Annotated in this window: 15 protein-coding genes, 1 tRNA gene and 1 other annotated feature; of the genes, 6 read left to right on the top strand and 10 right to left on the bottom strand. The window is 54.4% G+C overall.

The window, feature by feature from the left end; genetic code table 11:
• Window positions 1-5 precede the first annotated feature (5 nt).
• Window positions 6-205: a binding site (T-box leader), on the bottom strand.
• Window positions 206-470: 265 nt separating this feature from the next.
• Window positions 471-1,649 (bottom strand): MFS transporter, encoded by a 1,179-nt coding sequence (locus tag QZR21_RS01715; protein ID WP_296096405.1) that lies wholly within the window; start codon window positions 1,647-1,649, stop codon window positions 471-473.
• 559 nt (window positions 1,650-2,208) lie between these two features.
• Here QZR21_RS01715 and QZR21_RS01710 point away from each other — a divergent pair.
• Window positions 2,209-5,616, top strand: a complete 3,408-nt coding sequence (locus QZR21_RS01710; RefSeq protein WP_296973434.1) for a PD-(D/E)XK nuclease family protein — start codon at window positions 2,209-2,211, stop codon at window positions 5,614-5,616.
• The gene (gene addA, locus QZR21_RS01705; protein ID WP_296973432.1) at window positions 5,609-9,481 is read left to right on the top strand and encodes a helicase-exonuclease AddAB subunit AddA; all 3,873 of its coding nucleotides are present in this window, start codon (window positions 5,609-5,611) and stop codon (window positions 9,479-9,481) included. The genes QZR21_RS01710 and addA overlap by 8 nt, the downstream gene beginning before the upstream one ends.
• A 510-nt stretch (window positions 9,482-9,991) precedes the next feature.
• On the opposite strand, the gene QZR21_RS01700 is transcribed toward addA, so the two are convergent.
• The 4 genes from QZR21_RS01700 to QZR21_RS01685 form a co-directional block, all read right to left on the bottom strand.
• Window positions 9,992-10,816, bottom strand: coding sequence for a basic amino acid ABC transporter substrate-binding protein (locus tag QZR21_RS01700; protein ID WP_296096400.1), 825 nt, complete (start codon window positions 10,814-10,816; stop codon window positions 9,992-9,994).
• Between the two features lie 155 nt (window positions 10,817-10,971).
• A complete protein-coding gene (locus tag QZR21_RS01695) occupies window positions 10,972-11,979 on the bottom strand; it encodes a metallophosphoesterase (protein ID WP_296096399.1) in 1,008 nt (335 codons plus the stop codon).
• On the bottom strand, window positions 11,973-12,251 hold the full coding sequence (locus tag QZR21_RS01690; RefSeq protein ID WP_296096397.1) for a hypothetical protein: 279 nt from the start codon (window positions 12,249-12,251) through the stop codon (window positions 11,973-11,975). The genes QZR21_RS01695 and QZR21_RS01690 overlap by 7 nt, the downstream gene beginning before the upstream one ends.
• A gap of 25 nt (window positions 12,252-12,276) precedes the next feature.
• A complete protein-coding gene (locus QZR21_RS01685) occupies window positions 12,277-13,584 on the bottom strand; it encodes an MFS transporter (protein ID WP_296096395.1) in 1,308 nt (435 codons plus the stop codon).
• Between the two features lie 703 nt (window positions 13,585-14,287).
• Here QZR21_RS01685 and QZR21_RS01680 point away from each other — a divergent pair.
• Window positions 14,288-14,836 (top strand): gamma carbonic anhydrase family protein, encoded by a 549-nt coding sequence (locus tag QZR21_RS01680; protein ID WP_296096393.1) that lies wholly within the window; start codon window positions 14,288-14,290, stop codon window positions 14,834-14,836.
• 196 nt (window positions 14,837-15,032) lie between these two features.
• Here QZR21_RS01680 and QZR21_RS01675 read toward each other — a convergent pair whose 3' ends face one another.
• The gene (locus QZR21_RS01675; protein ID WP_296973426.1) at window positions 15,033-15,896 is read right to left on the bottom strand and encodes a YitT family protein; all 864 of its coding nucleotides are present in this window, start codon (window positions 15,894-15,896) and stop codon (window positions 15,033-15,035) included.
• Window positions 15,897-15,945: 49 nt separating this feature from the next.
• Window positions 15,946-16,035 (bottom strand) — tRNA-Ser (locus tag QZR21_RS01670).
• Between the two features lie 737 nt (window positions 16,036-16,772).
• Between QZR21_RS01670 and QZR21_RS01665 the strand changes: the two genes are divergently transcribed.
• The 3 genes from QZR21_RS01665 to QZR21_RS01655 are packed head-to-tail and all read left to right on the top strand — an operon-like array spanning window position 16,773 to window position 21,082.
• Window positions 16,773-17,714, top strand: coding sequence for a MoxR family ATPase (locus tag QZR21_RS01665; RefSeq protein ID WP_296096387.1), 942 nt, complete (start codon window positions 16,773-16,775; stop codon window positions 17,712-17,714).
• Window positions 17,715-18,728 (top strand): DUF58 domain-containing protein, encoded by a 1,014-nt coding sequence (locus QZR21_RS01660; RefSeq protein ID WP_296973424.1) that lies wholly within the window; start codon window positions 17,715-17,717, stop codon window positions 18,726-18,728.
• Window positions 18,728-21,082 (top strand): transglutaminase family protein, encoded by a 2,355-nt coding sequence (locus tag QZR21_RS01655; protein WP_296096383.1) that lies wholly within the window; start codon window positions 18,728-18,730, stop codon window positions 21,080-21,082. The genes QZR21_RS01660 and QZR21_RS01655 overlap by 1 nt, the downstream gene beginning before the upstream one ends.
• 536 nt (window positions 21,083-21,618) lie before the next feature.
• Here QZR21_RS01655 and QZR21_RS01650 read toward each other — a convergent pair.
• The 3 genes from QZR21_RS01650 to QZR21_RS01640 form a co-directional block, all read right to left on the bottom strand.
• Window positions 21,619-22,608, bottom strand: a complete 990-nt coding sequence (locus tag QZR21_RS01650) for a type II asparaginase (protein WP_296096382.1) — start codon at window positions 22,606-22,608, stop codon at window positions 21,619-21,621.
• A 102-nt stretch (window positions 22,609-22,710) separates the two neighbouring features.
• Entirely contained in the window at window positions 22,711-23,478 is a 768-nt protein-coding gene (locus QZR21_RS01645; RefSeq protein WP_296973419.1) for a hypothetical protein, read from the bottom strand.
• 80 nt (window positions 23,479-23,558) lie between these two features.
• Entirely contained in the window at window positions 23,559-24,299 is a 741-nt protein-coding gene (locus QZR21_RS01640) for a hypothetical protein (RefSeq protein WP_296096378.1), read from the bottom strand.
• Window positions 24,300-24,471: the final 172 nt, after the last annotated feature.

Raw genomic sequence — 24,471 nt, 5'->3', positions numbered from 1 at the left:
AAGAAGATAGGGGCGATGTATCGCGGTACCACCCTACATTATACTCTGTAGTCCTATTCGTAACGTGAATGAACGCCTTCGTCTACTTGGTTCGACGAAAGAGCTCTCGAGGGATAGTATGAATGCTGCCATCTACCGGTTCGCACCGTACACCGGCTCTCTGAAGATTAAACAACAAACCTTTTGTCTCGATCCTGGCTTTTCTCAAGTCATTCGGTTGTCTGAAGATGTGTATATCATAATCCCCCTTCTCCATCCTGTCAAGCACTTTTTTGAATTTTTTTGAGAAAAAGTGTGTACCTCAAGCCATGGAGAAAATTAATCAGGAATGAATGTGCGGCGCATCAAATTACAAAGCGCCGCTTTTGATATTTTTGCATTGAGCCATTAACTGCGTTTTCGTTATAAAGCGGAGCTTCCCATCTGTACGCCGCCGCCACTAACGCCTCATTCCTGACTTTTCCTAGGCTTTAGGTTCCTGCCCTCTTCCCGCTTCTTCGCCAGAAGAAGTAATACACAAGTCCCAGAAGTGCCGATGCCAGGCAGACCACCCCATACATGAAAGGATAGCCCAGGGCATCGGATACCACTCCCAGCACCGCCGCTGCCAGGCCCACGGAAATATCGAGGGACCAGAAATAGGTGGACGTAGCCACCCCGGCCCGGGAAGGTGGCGCGCTCTGGACAGCCAGCGTCTGGAACGCCGGTGCCAGGGCACCGAAGCCGATGCCAAGGATCCCGGCAGACAGGAGCAGCAGCGGCAACCCTCCCACCTGACTGAAGAGGATAAATCCGATGCAGAAGAAGGCAAATCCCGGATACACCGTGGCATCAGGGCCATGGTGGTCAAAAAGATATCCCACAAAAGGACGGGTCACCACGATGACCAGGGCAAAGACCAGAAAGAACAGGCTGGTAAAGGAAGAAAGCTGGAGGGCCCGGGTATACATGGGAATGAACGTCAGCACACCGCCATAGGCGAAGAAAACGAGGCCACCAAGGATAACCGAGGGAAGAGCTTTCTTTTCAAAGAAGTCGGAAAAATGAAAGCCCTGTTTCCGTTTCCCCGAAGGAAGGATGACAGCATCAGGCAGCTTCTTCCCATTTCCTCCATAAATAGCCCCCAGGGCCAGGAGTGCCAGGAAAATGAACAGCGGCCGGGGCCCCAGAAAATCAATGATCAGAAGTCCCACCAGGGGCCCGATGACCATGGCCAGGTTTCCGCTCACCGCGAAATAGCCGATGCCTTCCCCCTTCCGGCTTTTCGGCAGCACCAGGGCCGCCATGGTGGCAGACGCCGTGGTGCCCAGGGCAAAGACGATACCATGCACCAGCCGGAGGCCCCACACCATGTGAAGGCTTGAGGCGAAGTAAAAGCCCGCCATCACCAGGAAGAATACAGCGGATGCCAGGAAGAGAAGTTTCTGTTTATTCACCCCATCAATGATGCGCCCCGCCAGGGGACGGCATGCCACCGTGCCAATCTGGAAACAGGTCATAGCCATGCCTGCCTCCCACTGCCCCTTCCCCAGGTCATCCATAATGAAGACCGGAAGGGATGCGATCAGAATATACTGGGACATGAAATAGAAGAAATTGGTCATGCCCATGCCCAGGAATTCCCGAGTCCAAATTTTCGCCTGCGCCATAGTGCCGCCTTTCTGTAAAAACAAGTACATTTATTGTATCACAGATGGGCAGATTTAGAGGTGATGCTTTGGATGGGCATGGGAAGGTGGCTGAAGGGTAACGCCTGCGGCGAAGTGACTGAGGGGAAATGCCCTGCGGGCAAGGGGAAGGTGGCGGCGCACAATTCATATAGCGCCGCCATTTTTATATACCCCGTAAGCATGCATGCCCTTATAGATGAAAGTTCCGCATAAGACTTTCAAGTTTGGTATAAATATGGTGCTTAGCCTGCCCATAAAAGTGCCTTCCTTGTAAGCCAAACGGCCTGCGTCAAAATCGCAGAATGGATGCGGCGCAGCCGCTGGATATAAAATTGTGCCGTCCTTTATTTAATGCGGCACACCGTCACCTCGGGCGAAGCCCGTTTCCCTTGAGTCACCTCGCCCGCAGGGCGTTCCCCTTCAGCCACCTTCCATCAGCTCTGCCATCCGTTTGTCCGCGCGCTGACACATCTCTCCTGTCACGTTCTGTCCTTTCCCATAGTATAATGAATACAACAAAACGAAGGAGGACATGACCATGGGACTTCATTTCATTCTGGGCCGGGCAGGAACCGGCAAGACAAGCCGGGTATGCAGGGAAATCCGGGACTACGTGCTGGGCGATACAGGAAGGAAAGCCTTTCTCCTGGTTCCGGACCAGGGAACCTACACAGCGGAATACGAACTGGCAAAATCTTTTCCCGGAGAAGGATTCACCGATGTGACGGTGTGCGGTTTCTCGCGCCTGGCGTACCGGGTCTTCCAGGAACTCCATTCCCCCGTGAGCGACGCCCTGTCCCCCTTAGGGCAGCAGATCATCATCCGCCGACTCATGGAAGAGCATAAGGGAGAGCTCCGGATGGTAATGAAAGCAGCCTCCCATCCCCATTTCTCGGAAGAGCTCACCCGTTTCTTCCACCAGCTCGACATGTTCTGCGTATCGGAAAAGGACATGGCCCATGCCGCCGAAGCCCAGGGGGACACACCGCTGGGCCGGAAAATGGCGGATCTCTCCCTCCTCTACGGCGCATACCACCGGTACCTGAAGGACCACTTTTCCTACGAAGGCAGTCTCTTTGACCTGCTGGCAAGGGAAATTCCAAAATCCCCCACCCTCCGGTCCTCCCGGGTCTGGATCGACGGATTCAACGGCATGGCTCCCCAGAAGATCCGCATTGTGTCCGCCCTGGTCCATACGGCCAAAGAAGTCACCATGACCCTTCAGATGGATAAGCCCGAAGAGGCTGTCGAAAATCCGAACTTTGCACGGCCCTGGCAGCTTTTCAGTCTCCTTTCCCGACAGGAAGGCGCCTCCTCTTCCACCCTTCTCACCGAAGACTGCCGTTTTACCTCTCCCCAGCTGGCTGCTATAGCCCGGCATTTCTTCAACCGCCGCCCGATACCTTCTCCTTTGGATAAAAAAGGCCCCTCCTCCGCGGCAGAGGGGCTCCATCTCATCCGGGCCGCCCATAAGGCGGAGGAGGTGGACTACATTTCCCGCCGCATTCTCTCCCTCGTCCGGGACAGCCATTTCCGGTACCGGGACATCCTGGTGCTCATCCGGAATCCCGATGACTACGGGAACCTCTTCGAGCGGTCCTTCCGACGCTATGAAATCCCGGGCTTCATCGACAGGAAGCATCCCATGAACAGCCATCCCCTGGTGGTACTCATCAGCAGCCTTCTCCGTTTTCTCACCGCCGAATCCCTGCATAAAGGGAGCGGCTGGCAGCGGGAGACTCTTTTCCGCCTGCTGAAAACATTCCTCCTGCCCCAATGGCCGGAGGACGATGTGGACCGCCTCGAAAATTACGTCCTCTCCCACGGTATCCGGCCCTCCCAGTATCACGAAGAGTGGGTATTCCGGGAATACCGGGAGCTCGATGGTCCCCTGCCCGCCCTGACGGAGGGGGAAAAGCAGGTCCTTGCTGAAGCCAATGGCTGGCGGACGCGGCTTACTTCCATGCTGGATCCCCTGGTGGACCAATGGAAAGCCTCTCCCCTCCCGAAAGACCGCTGCCGGATTCTCTACCAGTGGCTGGTGGACGAAAAAATACCGGAAACCATGGAAAGGCTGGATGAAAAAGAAGAACTCCGGACCAACCTCCGGCCGAACCTGCAGGTGTGGAAAAAAATTCTTACCCTTCTGGACGAAATTGTCCACGCCGCCGGAAACGAGGAGACCGGGGCCAAAGATTTCCGTTCCCTCTTCGAAGATGGCCTCTCTTCCCTCACCTATTCCACCATTCCCCCTACCCTGGACCACGTGACGGTGACCGGCATGGACCGGGGCTATGGTATGGAGGCGGAGGCAGTCTTCATCCCCGGCGCCATAGAAGGGGAATTTCCGAAACGCATCGAGGAAGGCGGCTTCTTCACGGAATCGGAAAAGCAGAAAATCTACCGGGACAGCCGCCTTATCTTCGGTACGGACCTGCTGGAGGAAGTGCACAAGGAGCAGTTCTTCGTGTACCTGGCCCTCACCCGCGCTCGCCGGGCCCTCTACATCACTATGCCCTCCGTGAATGACGACCATAATGATACGGAGCCCTCCTTCCTCGTTTCCCAGCTGGCCCATCTGGGCTATGCTTCGGAATCCATTTTTCTTTCCCCCTCGGACCGGGAAAGTGACCACTCCTTCTTCGCCAATCCGAAGCAGGCCCTGTCCCTCCTGCCTTCCATTCTCCGCCGGGAAATTCCTGCCCCCACTTCTCCCTGGGCCCAGCTGGCATCCTGGGCGAAGGCGAAGGGATACGGGGAATCCCTAGACCAGGCCCTCACCGGTTTCTACTATAAGAACGACGCTGCTCCGCTTCCCCGGGACCTGGCGGCCCGGCTCTTCAAACCCCAGGGCCGTTTCTTCGGTTCCGTCACCCGGTTTGAAAACTACCGCCGCTGTCCCTTTGCCTACTTTGTGCAGTACGGCCTCCACATCGACAAGCGGGATGAAGGGGACATGGAACCTTTGGACTTCGGCAACTACCTTCATGCCGGACTCCACCAGTTCGGCAGCCGGCTGGGAAAAGAAAACCGGCAGTGGCGGGATGCCACGGATGAGGATATCGAGAAGATTTCCGGAGAAATTGCAAGCGTCCTGTCTAAAAAGATTCACTACGGCGCCCTCCATGCTGATGGCGCTTCCCGATATACGGAGCGGGCGCTGAATGAGACTTTCCGCCGATCCCTCCGGTCCCTCCGGAAATGGAGCCGAAACAGCCGGTTCGATACGAAGGCCCTGGAAAAGGAATTCTACCTCCACATTGCCGGAGATACGGATACGTTCACCCTGAAAGGGAAAATCGACCGCATCGACATGGACGGTCGTGCCGCTGCCATCTATGACTACAAAACCGGCACCCCCGTGGCCACACTGCAGGAAGTGGTGGCCGGGCTGAAGCTGCAGCTCCTCACCTACCTCCTGGCTGTGGAGGAAGAGGGGAAAGGCGGCCTCCTGCCGGCAGCCCTCATGTGCATCTACCTGTCCGGTGACGTGAAAAATATGGCCGCCGTCCCACCGGGCAGCCAGCCGCCGCTTCCGGATAAAGAGAGCGGTTCCGGCTGGATTCTGGATGACCCGGACGTGGTAAAATCACTGGACAGTGCCGTGGGCACCGATGATTCCATTCTTCCCCTGAAATTCAAGAAAGACGGGAGCCTCTCCTCTTCCACTTCCCTCCTTTCGGAGGAAGATTTCAAAAACCTTCTCACCATTGTTAAGAAAAACCTTCTGAAAATCTATAGATCCATGGAAGAGGGGCACATCGAAATCAGGCCGGTCAATTACAATAATAAGATTCCCTGTACCTGGTGCCCCTACCACAGCATCTGCCACTTCGACCCAAAGGCGGAGGGGGAAGGGTATGAATACATTCATCTCCCCCCAAATAAGGACTTAAAGAAAAACCTGGCTGAACTTGCCAATGAAAAGGAGGAACACCATGAGTAACCACTGGACAAAAGAACAGGAAGAAGCCTTGGATGCCCGGGGGCAGAACCTCCTCCTCTCCGCCGCAGCGGGCAGCGGAAAGACGGCGGTCCTCACGGAGCGCATCATTCGGCTCGTGGAAAACCCAAAGAGCCATACGGACATCAATGAGCTCCTGGTCCTCACCTTCACAAAGGCTGCTGCCAGCGAAATGAAGGCCCGGGTATCAAAAGCCCTGTCCGATGCCCTGAAAAAGGCGGACGAAGCCGATGACGAGCCCCGTATCCACCATCTGGAAAAGCAGGTCTCCCTCCTGGGAAGCGCCCAGATTTCCACGCTGGACTCCTATTTCCAGTCCATTATCCGCCAGTATTTCTACCTCCTGGACCTGGACCCGAAAGTGCGGATCCTGTCCGACGAGAATGAGGAATTCCTTTTGGAAGAAGAGGTGCTGTCGGAGGTCCTGGAAAAGTGGTATGCCCAGGGAAATCCGGATTTTTTGGACACCGTGGACCTCTTTGCCGACCGCTACCAGGACCGGATATTAAAGCAGATGGTGGCAAAGATTTACCACTTTTCCTGCTCCCTCCCCTTCCCGGAGGACTGGCTCTCCCATCTTCCCGACCGGTACCGTATCCCGGAAGGCGCGTCCATGGACGACCTCCCCTGGGACCGGCCGGTGCTGGATCACCTCATCTCCCTTTCCCGAAAAATCGCTGACAGCTACCGGCAGATGTTTGCCATCATGGACCGGAATAAAGCGGCAGAGGCGGTGTATGGCGAGCAACTCAGCAATGAATACTCCTTCTTTTCCATGGTCTCTTCCGCAAAGACCTGGAAAGACTGGTTCCACCTCCCCTCCTTTTCATTTGCCCGAATGAGCACCATGAAGCCCAAACAGGCCGCTGCTTTCCATTACGCTAAAACCAGCGACTTTACGAATTCCGCCGATGCCATGGCCATCAGCGACCTCCGCAAGAGTGCAAAAGATACCTGGACAAAAGAAATTGCCCCTTTTACCCAAGTACCGGAGTCCCAGTGGATTTCGGAAACCGCCGCCATGCTGCCGGTGGTCACCGTCCTTTCCCGCCTGGCCCTGGACTTTGCAAAAGCCCTGAAAGAGCGGAAAAAGCAGGAAGGCCTCATGGACTTCAACGATATGGAGCACTATGCCCTGGACATCCTGGTGGACCGGGAGAACCCGGACTTCACGCCGGAGAAGGCAGCCCTCTTCCCTTCGGAAGCGGCCCTTTCTATCCGCCGGAAATACAAGGAAGTCATGATCGACGAATACCAGGATACCAATGGGGTCCAGGAGCTGATTACCGCCCTCGTATCCAACGGAAAGAATCGGTTCATGGTGGGCGACCTCAAGCAGAGCATCTACCGCTTCCGGCAGGCGGACCCCACCATTTTCATGGATAAGTACCTTCATTTTTCCTCGGACAAAGACAGTCCCTCCCATCGCATCGACCTGAACCGCAATTTCCGAAGCGATGCCGCCATCCTGTCTTCCATCAATTTCATTTTCCGGCAGATCATGACCCGGGATACCCTGGAACTGGACTACGGCGATGCCGAAGCCCTCTACGCCGGCCGCCACGAAGAGCCAAGGCCCGACAGCTATGCCGGCGGCTCCGTTTCCATCGAACTCATCGACCAAGCAGGCATCAAAGAAGGAAATGCGCCGGATGAGCTGAAGGATATGGAAAAAATCATGCTCGAAGGCCGGCTCATTGCCAAAAGAATTCACGAAATCATGGACCATGGAACGATGATGGAAAAAAGCGGTGCCTTCCGACCCGCCCGGTACGGAGACATGGTGATTCTCCTCCGTTCCATTGCAGGAAAAGGGCCTGTCCTCATGAAGGTACTGGAAGAAAACGGCATCCCTGCCATTTCCGACAAGGAAGAGGACTTCATGAAGAACGGGGATGTGGAAATTCTCTGGGCCCTGCTGAAACTTCTGGACAACCCGCTCCAGGACCTGGCAGCGGCAGCCGTACTCCGTTCCTTCTTTGTGGGCCTCGATGAGAAGGACCTCACTCTCCTCCACCTCAGGCAGGAAGAGGAAAAACAGCCCCACCTCTGGACCGTTCTCCCCCTTCCCGGTGTACTTTCGGAAGAAAAAGAAGAGAAGCTCCGCCATTTCCTTGCGTTCTTCAAAACATGGCGGGAAGAAGCCATGCAGGACGGCACGGCCCCCCTCCTTCGGAGAATTCTCACGGACACCGAATACCTCACCTGGCTCTCCGGCCTTCCCGGCGGCGAGTGGCGGGTAAATCACGTACTTGCCTTCTACCAGCTCGCCCTCGCCCGGGACAGCACCCCCAGCAGCGGTCTCTATTCCTTCCTGGACTACCTGTCCAAACTTCACAAAGAAGACCGGGAATTCAAATCCGTCTCCACCAATGCCATGGCCGATGCTGTCCACATCATGACCATCCACAAGAGCAAGGGCCTCGAATTTCCGGTAGTCTTCCTGGCGGATACGAAAAAAGGCTTCAACCTCAGGGATACCCAGCAGACCGCCATCTGCCACAAGACACTGGGTCTCGGCATCCAGTACTACGACAAAAAACACCGGGTCCGCTGGCCCAGCCTGTACTGGTGCTCCGTGAAAGAAGCATCAAAGGCGGAAAGCCTGGCCGAAGAAGCCCGGCTCCTCTACGTGGCCATGACCAGGGCCCGGGATAAGCTCTTTATTGTAGGCACCTGTAAGGACCTGTCCAAAGACCTCGACGGCTGGACTGCCTCCCTGGCCACCGCCGATGAGGGAACCCTGGTGTCTCCCCTCCCCAGTCATATCGCGGCCAACGGCAAATGCTACCTGGACTGGATCATGCCCGCTGCCCTCCGGCACCGTACCATGAAAGCAGCCTGGGAAACAGCAAAGAGAGTGCCCTCCTACCGGGACGATGCCCCGTCCGACCACTCCTTCTTCCGCTTCACCGACACAAAACAGGAAGATCTCCTCATCGAAGAAGAAAAAGCCAGTCTCCGGGCAGAGGGAGAAAAAGCAATGCTTCCCAAAATGGAAGAGAAGAAGGACGAAGACCGGCTGGCCGCCTTCCTCTCCCACCTGCCGAAAAGCTGGCCGGACTGGATGGACCGCCAGCTCACCTGGACCTACAGCCATTCCGGCGCCGTGAATACACCGGCCAAACTCACCGCCACCGCCGCCGTCCACCTCCGGGAACTAGCGGAATACGCTGCCAGCGACGAACCGCCGGAAGCCTCCGCCATCCTGGCAGGAGATGAAAAAGAAAGCCTCTCTGCCGACTACGCCCAGCCGCCAGCCTTTCTCTCCGGAGAAGAAGAAAAATATGAGGGCACCTCCTTCGGTACCCTCATGCACAAAGCCATGGAAATGCTCGATTTCACCAAGCTTCCCCCTTCGGAAGACGCCATCCGCGCCGCCCTGGAGCAGCTGGTACAGGATAAAATCTTCACCAAAGAAGAAGGCTCCATCCTCCTCTCCCACAGGAAACGGAACAATCCCATACAGGCCCTCCTCACCTTCGCCAAGGGCCCACTGGCGGAAAAAATGAAAGAAGCCAAAGACATCAAAAAAGAAATGCCCTTCTCCATCCTCCTCCCCGCCCGCTCCTTCTATCCGGACTGCGAAGAGGGAGAAAAGATCTTCCTCCAGGGCGTCATGGACTGCCTTCTGGAATTCGACAAAGACTTCCTCATCATCGACTACAAGACAGACCACACCATGACCGAAGAAGAACTGAAGAACCACTACAAAATCCAGCTCCAGGTCTACGGCGAAGCCGCTGAAAAACTCTTGGGCAAACCGGTATCCCACCTCTACCTCTGGTCCTTCACCTACGGAAAGGCCATAGAAGTGGAAAAGCCGGAAATGAGAGACAAAGAATGATTGTGCCGGCACACAAAACAGGAAGCGCCGCCTCTTCCCTCTCAGGGCAAAGCGGTCCCCCTGAGCCGTCCGAATACCAAAAGGAAGGCGCTTTGATGTGCAGTATAGGTGCTAACTTATTCGGACTCGGAGGTTCTCTGCAGGACACTCCGCCTTGCCCGCAGGGCATTACCCCTCAGCCCCCTTTCCGCGTTGTAACACCGTCACAGGCATTTACCCGGGAGATTTCTCGACTCTCCCCCACATATGATTCTTATGGTTACACTTACTACTACGCTTACCACCGCTCGAAATGACGTTAAAGGGGAATTGTTTTAACCGGTGAAAGAAAAGGCGGCGAATCAGCAGTCAGATTTCATAAGGCGGCGCTTCCCATTGTGTGCGCCGCCACATCCATTCCTCATTCCTAATTCCTCATTCCTGATTTCCCGGCGCCTCCATCACTCCCAACTTTTCCACTATCTCACAAAAAAAGCAGGAACATCACTCTGTTCCTGCTTTTTTTATATTTCAGATTCCCAGCGCTTCTTCTGTAGTGGCCGGCATGTCCGGCAGGGGCTGTTTGAACCATTTTTCATGGAGTTCGTTCAGTGTCCCCTTCTGCTTCAGGTCCGCAATGGCTTTATTCACCTGCTGCTGCAGTTCTTTATTGTCCTTATTGAATCCAAAGGCGAAGTACTGGACCTTGGAGTCCGGCACGTCCACCACCCGGAACTGGTCCTTCCCATCGGTGGCTACAAAGTAGTCCGCCGCCGGTTTGTCCAGGATACCGGCTACGGCACCGCCGGCTTTCAGCTCCATGACAATGTCCGATGAGTGGTCGAAGTTTCTTGTATGCATGCCTTTGTCCTGGGCGTAGTAGGCCGCCGTAGTCCCTACCTGTACGGCGATTTCCTGTCCCTTGGTCATATCGTCCACAGAGTGGATATCGCTGTCCGCCCGGGTCACCACGGCCAGTTTTGTTTCATAGAAGGGCGCTGCAAAAAGAATCTTCTGGGCCCTTTCTTTGGTGGCTGTCATGCCGGAAGCAGTCATATCCACTTCCTTGGACTGAAGAGAGGGAATGAGTCCGTCAAAGGCGATATTCCGGAATTCCACGTCCTTTCCCATTTCCTTAGCCACCGCCCGGACCACGTCGATTTCATAGCCCGTATAGTCGGAGCCATCCTTTGTCTTGAATTCGAAGGGCACATAGGTAGCATTGGTAGCCACTTTCAGCACATTCTTATTGGCAGAAGAGGCAGCAGCCTTCTTCTCCCCGCCGCATCCGGCCATCATGCCGGCCGCCAGCATCATGGCAGCCCCCAGGAGTATTCCCTTTTTCCACAGTTTCATCGGAGCACCTCATTTTTATGCAAATTATACAAATTATTGCAATAATTATACATTATAGAAGGCCCTTTGTCCATATGGAATAAGGAAACTCTGCTAGTAAAAGAAAATATGATGTGCGGCTCCCGCGCAGTGAATAGCAGCTGATTTACTTTCCCTCAGGCCGCCGGTTTCGTATTGGACGCAGTGAGGGATGCCGGAAGGGAAATGGTCCGGTCGAACCGGGTCAGCCACTGATGGTTTTCATGGCTGTAGGTGCGGATTACAATCTTATCCGAATAGAGGTAGAAGGAATTGGTCCAGATCTGATCGCCTTCCCATGCCGGATTGTACACATCCAGTACCGAGGTACCGGCATAGTGGTTTACGGCGTTATCAAAGCTGGCGTCTGTAGGCGGCGTGTGGGTGTGGCCGGAAGCCCATACAAGGACCTGGGGATTCTGGGACAGGATATCTTTGATTTCCTTCGCCGGGGCCGTGAAATTACGGGGTTCATTTTCACTGTTATCCGGCAGGATAGTCCCTTCCAATGGGGTATGGCAGAAAATGAGGGTCGGCTTATTCCGGTTTGCTTTGAGTTCCGCTTTGAGCCAGGTCAGTTCCGCTTCCGACAGCTCCACTGCATAGGGCTTGTTATTGATAATATGCCCTTCGATTTCATCGGGCGACAGGAAGAGAAGCAGGTAGTTTCCCATGTTCTTCGCATAATAAAGGGGCCCATAGTTGGCCTTGTATTCTCCGATATGTTCCATCCGTTCATAGGGGTCTGCGGGCTGCAGTTTTCCCTTCACCGCCGGTGTCTCACTGTACACCACTTCATGATTTCCGGCAATGAATGTCTTCGGCTGGGTCACTTTGTCCGTGAGCTTCCGGGCCAGACGGTACTCGTTATCCCCGGCGGAAAGCTCCACCATATCCCCCGTGAAGATACAGAGATCCACATCCTTCCAGCTGTTGATATCCTGCACCGCCTTTTCTTTGTTCGCCATGACCCGTGCTCTTTTGGCCAGGTCCTTATGCTCCTTGCTGCCGTAGTGGACATCACTCATCACCACCAGGCGTTCATAATCCTTCGCCCACACCGGGGAAGACGAAAAGCACAGGGGGCTCAGGGAGGCTGCCAGCAGGACAGCAGCAGTCAGGGAAATCATTTTCTTTTTCAACATAGTCGATTCACGCTCCTTACAATGAATATCGGGATAATTTCATTGTAGGCGGGGGCTGTATGGAATCCGTCAAAGAATCCGTCCGAGAATGTAATAAAAACATAAACTATAATGCCAGAAAAACGCTGTTGATTCACAAAGTTTGATACAATCAGTGCTTTTCCGGAAATGCCGGTTCTCTTCCATCTATCTTCTATCCCCAGCGGCGAAATTACGGGCAGCATATAGCGGTCAAGTTCAATGGAAAAGAGCTGCGAAACAGGAAATCCCATTTCACAGCTCTTAAAGAATCATAGATTATTTAATTGTAACGCCCTTGGTATCTTTGATAAAGAACAGCACATTCAGCGCTGCCGCCAGATAGACGCAGGACAGGAGGACGAAGGCCGCATTGAATCCATGGGCCTGGGCCAGGGCACCGATGATGGCAGGTGCAAAGCCGCCGACAGCACGGCCAGTATTGAAGATGAAGTTCTGGGCCGTGGAGCGGGCATCGGTGGTATAGTTTTCAGAAAGAAGGGTGCCATAGCCAGCCATCATGCCATTGCAGAAGAATCCCAGGAAAGCGCCGCCAAAGAGGAGGGCAATCGGAGTTCCCAGATTGACATAGATATAAACCATGGCTGCTGTGCAGACATAGAAAATGAGGTACGGAATCTTGCGTCCCAGACGGTCGCAGAGATAGCCGAATACGTAAATGCCGGCAATCATACCGACAACGGTGACAATCATCCAGCCGGACATGGACTTCGTGGTGAGGCCGTGTTCCTTCAGGAGAATCATGGGCAGCCATACCATGATGCCGTAGTAGCCGAAATTCTGGACACTGGTCATGATGGTGAGGGACACGGTGGTCAGCGTCTTGGACGGGCTGGAGAAAAGATGGGCCAGAGGGAACTTCTTTGCTTCCGAAAGTTCCTCTTCCTCTTCTGCCGTGAGCTGTTCGCCATTTGCCTTACGGGCCAGAAGGGCCTTCTTCATTTCCTTTCTCTTGACCCACATCGGTGGTTCCTTCAGGCCGTGGCGAGCCCAGGCAGCCAGCAGTGCCGGTACCACACCTACCAGGAACAGGCCTCTCCATCCGTAATCCGGTAGAACAAAAGCCGCCAGGATAGCCGCCAGCACAGCCCCTGCCTGCCAGCCCATAGCCACCCCTGCCGTAGCCCGGGCACGCTTTGCCGCCGGCCAGGTTTCAGAAACAAGGGTCATACCGATACCGTATTCCCCGCCCAGCCCAAGGCCTGCCAGGAAACGGAGGATATCCAGATGGGTCACATTGTCTGCAAAGGCACAGGCACCGGTGAAAATGGAGAAAATAATGATGGTCAGGGAAAAGGTGTGAACCCGGCCAAAATAATCGGCAAAGATGCCGAAAAGATAACCCCCCAGCACCGTACCAATCAGTGTGTACGTAGCGATAAGTCCCCCTTCCCCCAGGGACAGGCCAAACTCACTGACAATGGCCGCCATGGCAAAGGACAGGATCAGCACATCCAGACCATCCATAGCATAGCCGATGATGGAAGCCCACATGATCTTCCAACGCTCTTTCCGGGTCACCCCGGTTTCTTCAAATTCCAGTTCTTCCAAAGATTTTTCTGACATAGTTCCCCCTCTTAGAGATACTCACAAAAAACTCCCGTACCGATTCCGGCACAAATTGTCTAATTATACAATAACTTGACACAGTTGAAAAGGGGAATTGACAAAAAAGCTGGTAATAAGCAGATTTTATATGCGTTTCCTTTGCAGTGTAACAGGGATAGGAAAAAGTGAAAAGCGGTTGTGGCGGCACACGAATCAGAAAACGACGCCTCCTCCCTCTTGACCGTAGGCCATTCCCCCTGAGCCACTTCGCCCGCAGGGCGTTGCCCCTCAGCCCTCTCTCCGCGTTGTAACACCGTCACAGGCATTTACCTGGGAGATTTCGGGGCTCTCTCTCACATACTATTTTTACAGCTATCTTCATTTCGAGCGGTGGTAAGAATGCTGTATAACTCTACTGTCAAGAATCGCTACAGCTTCGACGAGTCCCAAAATCTTTCTCGTGCTCAGGAATACAGGGCTTTCTGCCGACTTCCACTGCGGCAAAGCCGCGATAGCAATTCAAAAGGCGACGCTTCCAAAATTTGTGCGCCGCCACATCCATTCCTCATTCCTAATTCCTCATTCCTAATTTTTCTGCGCCGCCACCTTGCCGAATTCGTTACCCCTCCGTCACTTTTCTTTACTCTGTCTCACCCCCTCCATGGCTTATAATAAAAGCAGGCCAGCTTCCAACGATTGCCAAAAGCGGAAAGGAATCCCCATGATTACATCTAATGGAAAAAGCAGTCCCGCCATCCACCCAAAGGCCCATGTATTTGAAACGGCCGATGTCATCGGAAATGTGCGGGTCGGAGAATTTTCAAGTATCTGGTACCATGCCACGGTCCGGGGCGACAAGGCCATCACCATCGGTGACTATACCAATGTACAGGATAATACGGTAATCCACGGAGAAAGCTACGAATGCCATATCGGAAACTTTGTCACCATCGGCCACAGTGCCCTGCTTCACTGCTGTCGGGTAGAAGATAACTGCCTCATCGGCATGGGAGCCTGTGTACTGGACCAGTCGGTCATCGGAGAAGGCTCCATTGTAGCCGCCGGTTCCCTGGTAACGAAAGGCACCATCGTACCGGCCCATTCCCTCGTCATGGGCCGGCCCGCCAGAGTCGTAAAACAGCTCGATGAAAAGACCCTGCAGAAAATCCACCTCCAGGCCGTTCGTTACAAGACCCTGTGGACCGAAGAATATAACCTTCTTCCCGGTGCCGGCGGAGAACGGTATGACAAAGACCGGATATTCTCCTGATGTAAGGAAAATCTGATGGATTCGCAGAGTTAATCTTCATAAGTCAGTGCTTTCCAATTTGTGCGGTGCACATCCATTCCTAATTCCCGATTTTCCTGTGTCGTACCCCTTCCCCTCAGCCACTCCCCCTCTCACTATCCCACTAAAAAACTCCTCTCCATGACAAGCTGCCATGAAGAGGAGTTTTTTTTACGACTTACAGACTTTTCCCTTTCACAAGTCCTCCCTGAACTTCCTGTACATCGAAAACTGAAAGGAAAGCGGAAGGATCGATATGATGCACCACCTGCTTCAGCTTCGTCACTTCCAGCCGGGTCACCACGCAGTAGAGTACATCCTTGTCATCTTTCAGGTAGCCTCCCTGCCCATGGAGCCGGGTCACGGCCCTTCCCATATCGTGGACAATGGCATCCGCCACGGCATCGTAGTCTGTGGTGACGATGAAGATGCCCTTGGACGAATCCAGTCCCGTGGACACGGCATCAATCATGCGGGAGCAGATGAAATAGGCAATCAGGGAATACATGGCACTGTTCCAGCTGAACACAAATCCCGCCGCCCCCAGGATGAAGAGGTTGAAGAACATGATGATTTCCCCTACGGAAAAAGAGGACTTATTATCCAGCCAGATGGCCACGATTTCCGTACCATCGGTGGAGCCGCCGCTCTTGATGACGATACCCACGCCGATGCCGATGATAATACCGCCGAAGATGGTGGACAGGAAAGGATCTGTAGTGGCCGGCGTCAGCGTTTCAAAATAGGAAGAGCAGAGCGAGAGCACCACAATGGCAAAAGTGGCAGATGCTGCCAGCCCCGCCCCCAGGCGCTTGTAGCCCAGGTAGAAAAAAGGCAGGTTCAGCACCACGATGAGCACGGAAAAAGGAATCCCCGTCACCGCCTGCACCAGAAGGGAAATACCGGTGACGCCGCCATCGATGATATGGTTCGGGATGAGAAACAGATTCAGTCCCGCAGAATAAATAATGGCCCCAATGGCCAGCCCCACAATCCGTTTGAAAAGGGACCAGAAATCTATTGTTCTTCCGGCTACGGTCATACAACCTCCATAGTACAAAAAATCCGCGGGCACCCCGCGGAATCATTGGTGGCGGAAGGGATGGGATTCGAACCCATGAACCTCTCACGAAGTTAACGGTTTTCAAGACCGCCTCCTTCAACCGCTCGGACACCCTTCCATAACGATACCTATTATAGAGGAAAAGATAGAGGATTGTCAAATAGAGAAGCGGTCAAAGTGAATGAAGGGTAACACCTTCAGCGAAGTGACCAAGAATCCAGTGACACGCTTCCCCCTCGGGTGTAAGCATGCCGTATGACTCTAACGCCCAAAATCGCTACAATTTCGACGAGTCGAGAAATCTTTCTCGTGTTTAGGAATACAGTTTTTTCTTACGGGTTCAGGTGTTGTAACACTGTCATAGGCATCTACCAGGGAGATTTCTCGACTCTCTCTCACATACGATTCTTATATTCTTCAATAATCCGGCGCTTACCACCGCTCGAAATGACGTTATCGGGGAAGCGTCATCTTTCTAAAACTGTTTCTCTGAACTCCCACTCTACACGAAACCCGTCATTTCGAGCGGTGGTAAGCATGCTGTATAACTCTACCATCAAAAATCGCTACAGCTTCAACGAGCCGAGAAATCTTTCTTGTGTTCGAGAATACAGGGCTTTCTGCCGACTTCCACTGCGGCAGAGCCGCGATAGAAATTCAAAAGGCGGCGCTTTCCAATTTGTGCGCCGCCACCACCATTCCTCATTCCTGATTTTTTCGCACCGCTTCCACCACCTTGGCCGCAGGCCATTCCCCTTGCACCCCCTCGCCGAAGGCGTTACCCTTTTCCCCCTTCCAACAAGGAGTATAATATAAAATATTACTATACATATATAAGGAAAAAGAGGTAACCCTATGAATACAAAAGAAATGATTGATTCCATCCTGGCAGAAACCGGGAAGGCGGTACTGGGAAAGGGGGAGGTGCTCCGCCGGATTCTCTGCGCCATCCTGGCCGGCGGCCACATCCTCATCGATGATATCCCCGGTGTCGGCAAGACCACCATTGCCGTTTCCTTTACCCATGTGCTGGGGCTGGACTACAAGCGCATGCAGTTCACACCGGACGTACTGCCATCGGATATCACCGGCTTTTCCATGTACGACAAAGGAAGCGGCTCCTTCCGCTACGTGCCAGGCAGTGCCATGACCAATTTCTTCCTGGCCGATGAAATCAACCGGGCTTCCCCGAAGACCCAGTCCGCCCTGCTGGAGGTCATGCAGGAAGGACGGCTCACGGTAGACGGCAAGACCTATGCCGTTCCCCAGCCCTTCATCGTCATGGCCACCCAGAACCCCTTCGGTTCTTCCGGCACCCAGGAACTGCCGGAGTCCCAGACCGACCGCTTCATGATCCGCATCACCGTAGGCTATCCGGCCCGGGAAGATGAAATTCATATCCTCTCCGGCGAAAGCAGAAACCCCGCAGAAACCCTCACCCCTGTCATTTCTCCGGCCCAGCTCCTGGCCCTCCGGGAAGAAGCCGGCCGCATCCATGTGGAAGACAGCCTCTACGGCTACATGGTGGACCTTGCAAGAGCCACCAGGAATCATCCGGATATCCGCCTCGGCGTATCTCCCCGGGGCACCATGTGCCTCGCCGCCATGACGAAAGCCCATGCCCTCATGGAAGGGCGGACCTATGCCACCCCCGACGATGTGATGGCTGTGGCCCCCTATACCCTGTCCCACCGCATTTCCCTTACCGGTGACGCCCGGTATGCCGGGAAAACTGCGGAATCCGTGCTTTCCTCCATTCTGTCCTCCCTGCCCCTTCCGTCGCTGAAGGAGGACTAAATGGGCCGCTTTTACTATCTGTTCATCCTGCTCATCGCCCTGCTGCTCATGATTATCTATGACCAGTACGATGCTTTTCTGCTGGCCCTGGTCCTCATCTTCACCCCGGTCCCCCTCTTTTTCTTCGGAAAATGGGCAGGGAAGCGCCTTTCTGTCACCGCTGGCGGCCCTTCCCATGCCAGCCGGGGAGAGGCCGTAGAAATCACGGCACTCCTGACCGGTCCTTTCCTCTCTTTCCTGGGCTCCCCGGAAATCCTCCTGGACGGGGCTCCCTGGGAATCCTTTGAGGAAACGAAGGAGGGCCTTCGTTTCTTTTTCACCAGAAATGCCATCCACTGCGGCCGGGAAAGCATCGGGAAAATCCACGTTTCCTGGACTGACCCCTTCGGCCTCTTCCACTATCACCGGGATTTCCCGTCTTCCTCCTACCTTGTATACCCCAAGGCGGTAGGAGACTATCACAGTGCCCTGGCCAGCCTCCGGAAACTCACCGGCAGTGACGAAGTGGAATATTTCGGTGCCACCCCCTATAAACCCGGCGACAATCCCCATCTCATCAACTGGAAAATCACCGCCCGGAAAGAGGACGTCTACGTCAGGGATTCCTACCCTGCAGACAGTGAAAAAATCGTGCTGGCCGCAGACTATGAGAAGGAACCGGTCCTGCGGGATACCATAGGGGATGCCCTCTATTCCCTGGGCCTCGCTCTCCTGTCGGCCCGCATGCCCTTCCGCTTTGCCTTCGCCACCGACCGGGGACCGGTAACCGCCGCCATTCACAGCCGGGAGGAATGGCTGGATGGCCTGGCCGGTTTCCTCCGGGCCGGGACAGACGGCGCCCTCCGGGAAAGTACCCTGTCCCCCTACATTCCGATCTGCTACCTCACGGGAAATCCGGATCCCCCCATTTCCCCCATCCTCCATCCCGCCATCTGGTGCGCTGCTGCCGATGCGCCCCGGGCTGCCCTTTCCGGCAGGGAGGCCATTTATGAAGCCCTGGGAGGAAAGAAATAATGCGTAAAACGATATTCTTCTCCTCCCTCCTCTCCGCCGCCGGTGCCTTTGGCACCGTATCCATCCTCTTCTCCTATTTCGGAGAAGGGGCCCTGCCCTTTGGCCTGGCCGCCGGAATCATCACCCTGCTGGTATCCCTCCTTTTCGGATCCCTTCCGGAGAAGCGGCGTTTCCCCTTGCTGGCCCTGCTCTTTGTTGTCCTGGCCGCCGTCGCCCTCCTTCTGGGCAGCAGCTTCATGGACAGCCTGCGCTCTTTATCGGTGCCCTTTATCACCACCCTGAAAGAGCCCTACGACGTGGATATGGACATTCCCCGCCTCGCCCATCCGGCGAGCCCTGTGATGGCGGAGCTCTTCCTGCTCCTCCTTACCTGCTGGTTCTTCCTGGCCGCCTTCCTCTCGAAGGCCGGCGCCCTGGCAGCGGGCATCCTTTCTTTCTTCCTCCTGCTTCTGGGCTTTTACTTCGGCATCAACCCGCCGGCAGCGGCCCTTGTCCTTTCCGGTGCCTTTCTGGCATCCCTGCCGGCCCGGTTTCGGGGCGGTCCCATTTCCCATCCGGAAATCCCGGCCTTTGCGGTGTCCCTGGTCCTTGGCCTCCTCATCTGCCTGGCCATTCCGGAAAGCCACTACCAGCAGCCCGCCCTGTTCTCCCGGCTCCAGGAAGACATCGTTTCCTTCATCGACCCCTATGACCCTATTTTCCACGCCGGTAATGCCTACACCGGCATGATGAAGGGCACCGCAGGCCACCAGAAACTGGGGACCGTGAACGGCATCCGCTATTCCGGCCGCATCATTGCGGACATTGAGATGGCCGATACCGCCCACCGCCTGTACCTTCGGAGCTGGAGCGGCGGGGACTATGGAAATAACGCCTGGAAAGACCTGCCGGACTCCGACTACGACAGTGTGAAAGACCTCTTCCGGGACAACCGGGGCGAATGGTATGACCAGGGGGCCTGGCTCATGGAAGTCATCGCCCGGAGCCCCGCCCTGTCCCAGAGCCTGTCCAACTACCTGGACGATGGCTCTGTGGAGGGTCTCAAGAAGGACTTCGCCGTCAATGCGGTCTATGAAAAGACGAAATTCTTCCTTCTTCCCTACGATGCCAGCTTCGGTGCTCCCCTCTTCGCCTTCGACCGGTCTCCGGTGAGTGCGGAAGGGAAAGCCTACAGCACCTACCTCTGGGACCTGCCTTCCGGAGCCCTCCTTTCCATGATGGACCGGGAATCTTCGTCGGACCCCTATTACCGCACCTACCTGGGAGCGGAGAAGAAATACCGGGACTTCGTGTACCGCCATTACCTGGACATTCCGGACTCCGTGAAAGAAGGGCTCTCTGCCCTTGGCCCCGTAAGCAAAGTGACCACATTGGCCGAAAAGCGGCAGCGGGTCGAAGAAATCCGGAATTTCCTGGCGAAAAATTATACCTATACCACAAATCCCGGCAAGACCCCATTGGGCAAAGACTTCATCACCTACTTCCTCACGGAAAGCAGGAAGGGCTACTGCACCTCCTTTGCCTCCGCCGCAGTCATGCTCCTTCGGGAAAGCGGCATTCCCGCCCGTTACGCCGTCGGCCTCACCGTGGGCAGCGATGAACTTCACGGAGCTCCCCTCTCTGCCGATGGCCTTCGCCAGTATTCCATCAATGACCACCACGCCCATGCCTGGGCTGAAGTCTATGTGGACGGCCTCGGCTGGCGGCCTGTGGAAATGACGCCGGGCTATGAAGGGACCGACAACCCCTTCCCCCTGCCCCAGGACAAGAAGAAAAACGACAACGGTGCCCCTGACGCACCACTGGATCCGAAGGGCCAGGACAAGGGACAGCAGTCCTCTCCTTCCGAAGGAGAAAAGAAAGAGACCCCACCCCGGACCTCCCCATCCACTCCCCAGCGCCAGCAGCCCCCGCAGCTCCAGGGACAGACCCCTGCTGCCAACAGCGCCAGACCCTTCCCGAAGGGCCTCCTCATCCTGCCCCTCCTCCTGCTGGCGGCCATTCTCCTTCTCGCCATCCGCCTCACCGCCGTAAGCCGAATGCTGGCCGCCGCCCCCAGGAACAAAGACTCCTTCAACCGCCTCCTGGACTATACGGACCGCCTGACCCGGTGGGCCGGGATTCCCCGGAAAGGGAGCTATGAAGACAGGAAGAAGGCCTACCGGAAAGACGGACGATTCGATGGCTTCGACCGGCTCATCGACCTCCTGGTGACAGCGAAATACTCCGGCCGTACCCTCTCGAAAGACGAGAGAAAAGAAGCCGCCGCCATCACCGGCAAAGCCCGCAAAGCCTGCCTCGCCCGCTTAGGCCTCATGGACCGGATCCGCTTCCGGTTCCTCCGGAAACTCTGATGGCAATCAAAAAAGATGGTTCCATGGTTATCCATGGGACCATCTTTTTTGATGCTATCTATATGACAAAAAGCAGTGTGCCATCTCGCCGAAATCGTTACCCTCCTGCCCCCTTTCTCAACAACTTCTGCGTTGTTACATCGTCACAGTCATTCTTCTGAAAGATTTCTCGACTCCTTACCACATACGATTCTTACGGGTATAGTCACTACGACGCTTGCCTCCGCTCGAAATGACGAGAAATGAAGAGGGTCATTTTTCAGAAATACCATCATCTTTCTGATGACTATATCCTCCTAACGTCATTTCGAGCGGTGTAAGCATGATATATGACTCTAACGTTAAGAATCGCTACAGCTCCGACGAGTCGAGAAATCTTTCTTGTGTTCAGGATTACAGGGCTTCCTGACGACTTCCACTGCGGCAAAGCCGCAATAGCACTTCAAAAGGCGGCGCTTCCCATTTTGTGCGCCGCCACATCCATTCCTCATTCCTAATTCCTCATTCCTAATTTTCCCGCGCCGCCACCTTCCCCCTCAGTATCGTTCAAACATCTCCTGTATCTCTCCTGCGTCCTTCGTCTTTGTCAAAGCTAACTGCAGGAGAATTCTTGCTTTCTGTGGATTCAGGGAGCCACCGCGGATAAAATGCTCTTTCTCATAGGATGCCTCGGCCCCGATGACGGTGCCGCTGCCGGCATGGGAGCTCCGGACCACCGGGATTCCCTGGACCGCTGCCTTTGCCAGTTCCTTCTCATCCGCTTCGTGGATGCTGCCGTTGCCGGTGCCCGCATAGACGAGTCCTTCCGCTCCGGCCTGCAGGGCGGCCCTAACCATGGCACCATCGGCGCCGGCGGTGCCGTAGAGGATGTAGACCTTCGGCAGGGCAGTCAGTGAGTCCACCGAAAAAGGCGCCTCCCCTTCCCGGTGAAGGGGCCCGTGATACCACTCTACCTGACCATCGTTCATATGACCTAAGGGACCCCGGGGAGCACAGAAAGTATCAAGGGAAAGCGTATTTCCCTTTGTCACATCCCGGGCGCCAAAAATGGTATCATTCATCATGACCAGCACTCCCATAAAAGCCGCTTTTTTTACTCCTGCCAGCCGCACCGCATTCAGGAGATTCATAGGACCATCCGCACTGACAGCAGTAGCAGGCCTCATGGCTCCCGTAAGAACCACCGGTATCCTGTGATCTGTGGTCAGTTCCAGAAAATATGCGGTTTCCTCCATGGTATCGGTCCCATGGATAACGATAATACCATCAGTTTTTCCATTCCTTTCCAGCTCCCGGATACGGCACGACAGGGTACACCAGATATTCTCAGTCATATCCTTGCTGTCAATAGATGAAATCGTTTCTCCTGTAAGATCAGCTGCATCACGGATGCCAGGCACACTTGCCACCAGATCATCTACAGAAAGAGCACCGGCTCTGTATCCGGTAGTAGCGGTATCTGACATCGCTCTCCCTGCAATAGTCCCTCCGGTGGCCAGCAGATGGATATGTGGTCTTTTTGCCATGATTATAGGTCCCTCCTGAAAGAATCAATCTCTGCTGATTATACCATAGCTTTTTCATAGATTCACAATTCAAAAAGCTCTCCTCTTCGGAGAGCTTTTAATTCAACGGGTACTGACCAGACGGAGCCCGGCCTCACTGACCAGATTTTTTTCACTGTCTGGAGAAGCCAGCAGTAAAAAGCGGTAGGAATCATCCACTTTGGCGGCATAACCCCGGAAAAACAGAGGGAGTACCCATCCGTCCACAGAAAACACCGGGCGGAGGGAAAAGCTGTAAATTCTAGGGGCATCATTGACCTTGTGAAGCTGCTCCACATGAAGCATATCTACCGCCAGAAAATCATAGGGCACCTGGGTTCCCGTATCTTTCCGTGCCTCAGCTACGGCTTTTAGAAATACATCATTCGTAATACTCTCCAGTTTAAGGAGAGTCATATTAAAAGCAAGCATCCGTTCTCCCGCCTGCTGTGAATAACCGCCGGGAAGAAACATACCACCGAAGCAAGCATCCGATTTCGGTCCCCGGAATACGGCAGCAGCCGCCAATGCACCGGCCGTATAGGATTTTCCCTTAACTGTCAGGACTCCTCCATAGGTTCCAGGGGACGGGTTATTGTTTGAAAAAGGACGGTATCCCACAGTTTTCGGCATAGTCTTTCCGTTAAGGAAGGAACCTTTCATTTCGTCAGATGGTATTACCTCTGCAGATTCCGTCTTTTCACTGTTGGAAACGGTAGAACCTGTCCCTGCCTGTCCGCCGAGTACCGGTCCCACCCCTGGGAAAACACCAGGCAATACTCCTTTCGGAATTGATACTGATGTACTTTCAATTCCCACCGATGAGAGAATATCATCCTTTGTTCCTGCCAACCGGTTTCCGTCCTGAGCTCCCACCGCGCCAGTCACAAGGAAAAGGGATATTGCCAGCAGTGAAACTGTTTTCTTCATACTCATTTTTTAGCTTCTTTCAATGCCTTATCAAGGAAAGGCCTGAAATAATTTCCGGAAGCCTGGTCCGATACAAATGCAGTATACACGGTTTTGCCTTCTCCTCTGGTAATAACTCCCTTCACGTACAGGGGAAGAAGAAAACCGTTTCTGGTAACAGCCACTTTGGCATCTGCTGTACGATATACTAACCCCTGGCGGGAAACGCGGTCTGACCAGGAAGAGTGTTCTTCTACTTCCACAGTCCCACGAAGAGCAGCCAGTGCGAGATCTGCAGCCTCTTTTCTTTCATTACCCGTAAGGGCACCGGTTTTCCCATCCTTATCCAGCGCGGCACTGCCAGCCATTGCTATTTTCAGCATATCATTGTCAGACACCGCCAGAGACAGAACCATTCCCTGATAAAAAGTATCATTAGCCGATGCACGAACCTGATACACCTTTCCGGTCCTCAGGATACCTACCGCCATTTCAGCCATTTCCTTCTCATATCCTTTGTCCTTTGGGAAAAGATTTGCACTTTCCAGCGCCTGTTCCACTGTAGAGGCGGCATCGGATCTCAGGAGCCAGTCATGGAACTGACTACCAAAAAACGACCGTTCTCCCGGATACACGGAGATAGAAGAGCCCATATCCAGTACTTCTCCCCCCGATAGAGTCATGGAATCCGCGTTTACAGACATAGTACCGGCTGCCAGCATCACTGCCATAGTAGAAACGGCCAGCCACTTTTTCATTTTCATATATATTCACCTTTCTTCATTGAAATCAGAGTCATTAAAAATATTATATCATTTCCAAATTAAAAAGGTACAAAAAAAGAAGCCCCACAGGGGGGCTTCTTTTCATCAGCAAAAGCAGATTATTTTACAATCTTAGCTACAACGCCTGCGCCTACGGTACGGCCGCCTTCAC

Origin of the sequence: uncultured Dialister sp. (assembly GCF_900541605.1) — a bacterium.
Lineage (GTDB): Bacteria > Bacillota > Negativicutes > Veillonellales > Dialisteraceae > Dialister.
Note: the sequence above shows the minus strand (reverse complement) of the source record. Positions and strands in the feature narration are given on the sequence as shown.

Coding starts and splice junctions, on each gene's coding strand:
- QZR21_RS01715 (WP_296096405.1), bottom strand. CDS start 1,649: ATGGCGCAGGCGAAAATTTGGACTCGGGAATTCCTGGGCATGGGCATG.
- QZR21_RS01710 (WP_296973434.1), top strand. CDS start 2,209: ATGGGACTTCATTTCATTCTGGGCCGGGCAGGAACCGGCAAGACAAGC.
- addA (WP_296973432.1), top strand. CDS start 5,609: ATGAGTAACCACTGGACAAAAGAACAGGAAGAAGCCTTGGATGCCCGG.
- QZR21_RS01700 (WP_296096400.1), bottom strand. CDS start 10,816: ATGAAACTGTGGAAAAAGGGAATACTCCTGGGGGCTGCCATGATGCTG.
- QZR21_RS01695 (WP_296096399.1), bottom strand. CDS start 11,979: ATGTTGAAAAAGAAAATGATTTCCCTGACTGCTGCTGTCCTGCTGGCA.
- QZR21_RS01690 (WP_296096397.1), bottom strand. CDS start 12,251: ATGGGATTTCCTGTTTCGCAGCTCTTTTCCATTGAACTTGACCGCTAT.
- QZR21_RS01685 (WP_296096395.1), bottom strand. CDS start 13,584: ATGTCAGAAAAATCTTTGGAAGAACTGGAATTTGAAGAAACCGGGGTG.
- QZR21_RS01680 (WP_296096393.1), top strand. CDS start 14,288: ATGATTACATCTAATGGAAAAAGCAGTCCCGCCATCCACCCAAAGGCC.
- QZR21_RS01675 (WP_296973426.1), bottom strand. CDS start 15,896: ATGACCGTAGCCGGAAGAACAATAGATTTCTGGTCCCTTTTCAAACGG.
- QZR21_RS01665 (WP_296096387.1), top strand. CDS start 16,773: ATGAATACAAAAGAAATGATTGATTCCATCCTGGCAGAAACCGGGAAG.
- QZR21_RS01660 (WP_296973424.1), top strand. CDS start 17,715: ATGGGCCGCTTTTACTATCTGTTCATCCTGCTCATCGCCCTGCTGCTC.
- QZR21_RS01655 (WP_296096383.1), top strand. CDS start 18,728: ATGCGTAAAACGATATTCTTCTCCTCCCTCCTCTCCGCCGCCGGTGCC.
- QZR21_RS01650 (WP_296096382.1), bottom strand. CDS start 22,608: ATGGCAAAAAGACCACATATCCATCTGCTGGCCACCGGAGGGACTATT.
- QZR21_RS01640 (WP_296096378.1), bottom strand. CDS start 24,299: ATGAAAATGAAAAAGTGGCTGGCCGTTTCTACTATGGCAGTGATGCTG.